This window comes from Myxococcus vastator (genome assembly GCF_010894475.1).
GTDB lineage: Bacteria > Myxococcota > Myxococcia > Myxococcales > Myxococcaceae > Myxococcus > Myxococcus vastator.
Genome location: NZ_JAAIYB010000538.1, coordinates 1 through 5,179, shown reverse-complemented (window position 1 = coordinate 5,179; position 5,179 = coordinate 1). Strand labels below are relative to the sequence as shown.

At 72.9% G+C, this 5,179-nt stretch carries 4 protein-coding genes; 2 read left to right on the top strand and 2 right to left on the bottom strand.

Annotation, left to right across the window (positions count from 1 at the left end):
* The first annotated feature begins 2 nt into the window (after window positions 1-2).
* Window positions 3-1,601, top strand: a complete 1,599-nt coding sequence (locus tag G4D87_RS33285; RefSeq protein ID WP_163786711.1) for a WD40 repeat domain-containing protein — start codon at window positions 3-5, stop codon at window positions 1,599-1,601.
* Here the strand turns inward: G4D87_RS33285 and G4D87_RS33280 are convergent.
* A complete protein-coding gene (locus G4D87_RS33280; protein ID WP_163786710.1) occupies window positions 1,595-2,287 on the bottom strand; it encodes a ferredoxin reductase domain-containing protein in 693 nt (230 codons plus the stop codon). The genes G4D87_RS33285 and G4D87_RS33280 overlap by 7 nt on opposite strands.
* A gap of 84 nt (window positions 2,288-2,371) precedes the next feature.
* Here G4D87_RS33280 and G4D87_RS33275 point away from each other — a divergent pair, with 84 nt between their 5' ends.
* Entirely contained in the window at window positions 2,372-3,112 is a 741-nt protein-coding gene (locus tag G4D87_RS33275; RefSeq protein WP_176412904.1) for a transglycosylase domain-containing protein, read from the top strand.
* Between the two features lie 6 nt (window positions 3,113-3,118).
* On the opposite strand, the gene G4D87_RS33270 is transcribed toward G4D87_RS33275, so the two are convergent.
* Window positions 3,119-4,888, bottom strand: coding sequence for a serine/threonine-protein kinase (locus G4D87_RS33270; protein ID WP_205507811.1), 1,770 nt, complete (start codon window positions 4,886-4,888; stop codon window positions 3,119-3,121).
* Window positions 4,889-5,179 lie beyond the last annotated feature (291 nt).

Below are 5,179 nucleotides of genomic sequence, written 5' to 3'. Positions count from 1 at the left end.
GGGTGGTGGCGGTGGGGGGTGGCTGCGCGCACGCGCCTGCTCGGCTGTCCCCGGAGCTGAGCGCCCGGCTGGAGTCGGAGCCGGGCACCTGGGTGTCCGGCGGCGCCGTGGGCCTGGGGCGCAAGGCCGTCCTCAACAACAAGGACTTCATCTGGGGCCTGGCCTTCGCGCCCCGCGGCGCCCGGGTGGCGTACTCGCGCCTGGGCAGCAAGTCCTACTTCCTCTCCGTCTGGGAGCTGGGCTCCGCCGAGCCGACGATGCTGGCGGACCCGGCCATCAACCCCTACGAGTTCGACGTGGAGGGCGTGGCCTTCTCCCCGGATGGCACGCGCGTGGCCACCGCGGGCAAGGACCGCGTGGTGCGCCTCTTCGACGCGGCCACCGGCGCGCTCGTGGCGGAGCGCCGCACCGAGGAGCCGCTGTCCGTGGTGGCCTTCCACCCGGAAGGGCAGTGGCTGGTGGTGGGCAGCTACCAGGGGTTGATGACGGTGCTGTCGGCGCCCGCGCTGGAGTACGCCTCCGAGGAGCGCGGACACGTGGGGCCGGTGACGGCGCTGGCCTTCGCGCCGGATGGGACGCTGTATTCGGGCGGCTGGGACAAGCGCGTGCGGGCCTGGCGCACCTCCGTGGAGGGGCTTCGGCCGGGACAGGCGCGCATGCGCTTCGAGCGGCGCGCCGGCTCCGTGGTGCTGGGGGGCACGGTGAATGACAAGGCGCCGCTGTCCTTCGCGCTGGATGCGCGCGCGCCCGCGCTGGTGCTCACCAGCGAGGCGGCCGCCGCGGCGGGCATCGACGTGCCCTTCCTGAAGGAGACGGTCAACGTGCCGGGGCCGCTGGGCACCATCGCCGCGCGGCTGGCGCCCGCGCAGTCCCTGCGCTTCAAGTCCATGCGGGTGGAGGGCGTGGACGTCGCCATCTGCGACGCGTGCGTGCCGCAGGGCACCCAGGGCGTGCTGGGCGCGCCCTTCTCCGAGCGGGTGGAGGTGGCCTTCGACGAAGTCACGCAGGAGGCCGTGCTCACGCTGAAGGGCGGCCCGCCCGAGGGCGCTGTGACGGTGGACGCGCTGGTGCTCGCGCGGCGCTCGGAGTTTCCCTTCCCGGCCTATGTGAGCGACGTCACGGTGGACGCGCGCGGCCAGCGGCTGGGCGTGGGGCTGTCGGAGCAGAAGCCGGAGCGGGACCGCGCCGTGTACGAGCGCGAGCGCCAGGGCGTGGAGGAGCCGCAAGGCCCCTTCAACGCGGGCGCGCTGGTGGACGCGAAGTCGGGCCAGGTGCTGGCGAAGTGGCCGGTGCACCGGGGCGTGGTGTCCACGGCGGCCATCTCCCCGGATGGGCGCTCGCTGGCCAGCGGCGGCTGGGACAAGCGCGTGTACCTGTTCACCGAAGGGGACGCGGGCGCGCGCGGCGAGCACCGCTTCGACTGGTCCGTGCGGCGCGTGCGCTTCAGCCCGGACGGACGCTGGCTGGGCGTGGCCGCGTGGACGCCCCAGGTGGCCAGCCGCGACGGGGACAGTGACCCGGCGGCGGTGCTGCTGGACGTGGGCTATGAGTCGCCCACGGTGCAGGGGCCAGGCCCTGCCGGCGCGTCCGCCGCTCAGTAATTGAGGTGGATGTCGCCCGCGGGCATGCCGCGGGCCTGGAGCGTCGTCATCACGCCCCGCACCATCTCCTTCTGTCCGCAGAGGAAGGCCACCGCGGCCTGCACGGGCCCTTCACCCAGGTGGGCCTGCACGTAGCCCGTGAGGCCCTGCCAGCCGCTGGCGCCGGGCTGGCTGACGGTGCGCACCACGCGCATCCCGCCGGCCTCCCACTCGTGGAGCTCGTCCGCGTAGGCGAAGGCGCCCGGTGTGCGCGCGCCGAAGTAGAGCGTCACCTGGCCGTAGGCCCGGCGTTCCTGCTGGATGCTGGTGATGACGGAGCGGATGGCGGAGATGCCGGAGCCGGTGGCGAACAGGAGCACATCCTGTCCCCGGGCGCGCTCCAGCGGGAAGCCCCGCCCCTCCGGCCTCGACACGTCGACGTGGGCGCCCCGAGGCAGGTGGATGAGGGCGTCGGGCAGCGGGCTGCCCACCTTGAGGAGGAACTCCCACTGCGTCCCCGGGCGGCCGGGCGGGGAGGCGATGGCGAAGAGCCCCTGTCCCACGCCAGGCAGGCGCAGGTGGACATATTGGCCCGGCCGCTCATGGGTGCCCGCCAGGGGCGTGCCCTGGACGTCCAGCACCAGGTCGGTGAGGCCATCTGCGGCGGGTGCACTGTCAGTGACGGTGGCCGGGTGCCAGTCGGGCATGTCGGGGTTTTAACCTACGCGCCCGGCGCGTGCCGCCCCTGGTAGCCTGAGGGGGTGAAGAGTCTGCTCTGGATCGTCTTGTTCATGCTGGGCCTGGCCGGCGTGGTGATTCCGCTGACGTACCTCTACACGGCGAGCAAGCTGCCGCCGCTGGAGAGCGAATTCGACGTGGAGAAGCAGCTCAAGCACAGCATCGAAGGCGAGCGGATGAGCCTTCGGGCGGGGCAGTCCCAGCGCAACCCGCGCCCCATCACCTTCGTGCGGCCGGACTTCTCCAAGCTGCCCAAGGACCTGGTGGCCCTCTACATCCGCCACATGGAGTGCCCCCGGTACTTCCAGACGCCGCGCGAGGACGGGCCCGCGTGGGCCTGGCGGCTGTTCCTGGGCGCCACCGTGGGCACGTCGCCGCCGGGAGACGGCTCGTGTGAGCGCATCCTGGCCATGCGCATCGCCGCCGCGCTGGGCATCGAGGGCACGCGAGAGCGTTCAGTGGCCGCGCACCGCATCCACACCTTCATGCAGAAGGACCAGCTCATCGCGTACGACTTGTCCATCATCTACTTCGAGCGCGGCATCGTCGGCGTGGAGGACGCGGCCCTGGCGCTCTTCGACCGTGAGCTGAGCGAGTTGAAGCTGGAGGAGCTCGCCGAGCTGCAGCTGGCCCTGCCGCCGTACTCCGACTACTCCGGCATCAAGACGTGCAAGAACCCCACGGAGCTGCGGAAGTACCGCAACCAGTTGCTGGAGGACCTCGCGGCCTGGCGGCTGGTGAGCAAGGACCGCGCCATCGCCGCCATGAACGAGCCGATGTCCTGCGCGCTCTGAGCGGCGTCAGCGAATCATCCCCGCCACGCCCGTCACCTTCTTGAGCAGGTCGATGCGGGCGTGGACGCTGGTGTCGGCCCGCGCGTCGTGGCGGTACTTCGCCAGCAGGTTGCGCGCGGCGTTGGCCTTGGGCGCGTCCAGCTTCCCGCTCGTCTCCAGCCGGTCCACCCGGCGCTCCAGCCGGTCGATGCTCTGGAGGATGTCCTCCAGCGTGGGGGCGGAGGCCTTCAGGGGCCGGGGCGGCGCGACGCGGGTGACCTCGGCGCGCGGGGCCGGCGGCGGACGCTCCGCGCCATCAGGCGGGGCCGGCGCGACGGCGGCGACGACCAAGGGCTGAAGCGGCACTTCCTGCTCGGGCGCGGCGGCCTGCTTCGGCGCCGCGGCCCGCTCGGGCGCCGCGGCGTGCTTCGGTGCCGCGGCCTGCTCGGGCGCCACTGCGTGCTCCGGCGCCACGCCCTGCTGCGGCGTGAGGGACGGCGGCACGAGCGCGGGGGCCTTCGCGGCGCGGATGACGACGGCGGCGGCGCCCGCGAGCAGCAGCACGGCGAAGCTCACGGCGCCCACCAGGGGCAGGTGCTTGCGCAGCGGGCTCCGGACGCCCGCGGCGCGCAGCTCCTGCGAGGTCAGCTCGGTGTTCAGCTCCGGAGGCACCGGCACCGGCGTGGTGGGACGGCGCGAGTCCGCTTCCGCCGCCGCGGCGGACTTCTCGAAGCCGGGCGCGAGCGCGCTGGGGTTGGAGCGCGTGGAGGCCCGCAGGGTGCGGCGCAGCTTGTGGAGCTGCTGCCGCAGCGCGTCCGCGGAGTTGGGGCGCGTCTCCGGGTCCTTGGTGAGCATCTGCAAGATGAAGGCGTCCAGCGCGGGCGGCAAATCGGAGACGAACTCCGACGGGCGAGGCGGCCGCGCCTCCACGTGTTTCATCAGCAGGTCCACCGGCGAGCTGCCCACGAAGGGCAGGCGACCGGTGACGATTTCGAAGGTGACGACACCCAGGGCGTAGAGGTCCGTCATCGGCCCCACTTCCTGGCCGCGCGCCTGCTCCGGCGCCATGTACTCCGGCGTGCCCACCACCATGTCCGTGCGCGTCTGCGCGGTGCGGCCGGTGGGGCCCTGGCCTCGCTTGGCGAGCCCGAAGTCCAGCACCTTCACGTAGCGCGAGCCGTCCGGCTGCTGCACCAGGAAGATGTTGCTCGGCTTGAGGTCGCGGTGCACCACGCCCGCGCCGTGCGCGGCGGCCAGCGCGGCCAGCACCTCGTCGAGCAGCGCCAGCGCCTCCTGCACCGGCAGCCGGTTCTTCTCCGTCAGCACCGCGTCGAGCGCCTGGCCCTCCAGGTACTCCATGACGATGTACTGTCGGCCGTCCGGCACCTGGCCGAAGCCGAAGATGTCGATGATGCCCCGGTGACGGATGGCGTTGACGGCGCGGGCCTCCGCCAGCAGCCGCTCCACCTGCTCGGTGGAGTGGGCCAGCTCCGGACGCAGCACCTTCACCGCCACGCGCTTGCCGATGAGCGGCTGGATGCCTTCGTACACCAGCCCCATGCCGCCCACGCCGATGCGCGAGCGCAGCTCGTACTCGCCCAGCTTCAAGCCGATGAGCGGATCCCGCTGCACGGCCGCGGGCGGGGGAGGCTCCGGGGCCTGCACCACCACGTTCGGCTCCTCCATGCGGGGGGGCACGTCGAACGACGACAGCACCACCGTCCCATCGCGTGGGCACACGGTGGTGTCGGCGGGTACGGCCAGGCCGCAGGTATCGCAGATCAACTCGGAAGCCATCTCAAACCGGGAAGCAGCGTAGCAGGAGGACCCGGGTGGGGCGATGTGCTCTGGCCCAGAGTGCCTGTCCGGCGGTCAGGCGCAGCACGCAAGCGCCCTCCGGGCAGGCCCCCCAACGTCGGACAGCGGACGCTACGGGTTGGGGCTGACGCAGTCGACCTCCGGCAGTTGCTCGCCCGCGCTTCCCTCGAGCCCGGGGCCGGAGCCGCCCCGTCCCCCTGGACCGACCTGGAAGGTGACGCCGCCATCCGTGTAGCGGACCGTCGCGCCCGGGCCGCACCACACGCCCAC